This is a genomic window from Massilia sp. CT11-108, assembly GCF_047302915.1.
Lineage (GTDB): Bacteria > Pseudomonadota > Gammaproteobacteria > Burkholderiales > Burkholderiaceae_D > Telluria > Telluria orientalis.
In genome coordinates, this window is sequence record NZ_JBKYMO010001517.1 from 1 (window position 1) to 272 (window position 272).

The following is a 272-nucleotide window of genomic DNA, read 5'->3' on the forward strand; positions in this document are numbered from 1 at the left end:
GGTCTCGCTCGACAACGGCGCCAGCTGGACGGCGGCGCAGGTCAACGGCACGGCCTGGTCGCTGGCGGCCACGCTGGGCGGCAGCGGCACGCTGCAGGTGCGCGTGGTCGACGCCGTCGACAATGCCGGGCCGGTGGCTGCGCAGGCCTATGTGCTGGATACGGCGGCGCCGACGGTGACGATTACCAGCGACGCCGCCGCGCTCAAGGCCGGCGAGACCGCCACCGTCACGTTCACGTTCAGCGAAGACCCGGGCGCGAGCTTCACCTGGG

At 72.8% G+C, this 272-nt stretch carries 1 protein-coding gene; it reads left to right on the forward strand.

Features of this window, described 5'->3' with window-relative positions; translation table 11 throughout:
• On the forward strand, positions 1-272 hold a 272-nt coding region (locus ACEN88_RS35470), incomplete at both ends, for an Ig-like domain-containing protein (RefSeq protein WP_413347088.1).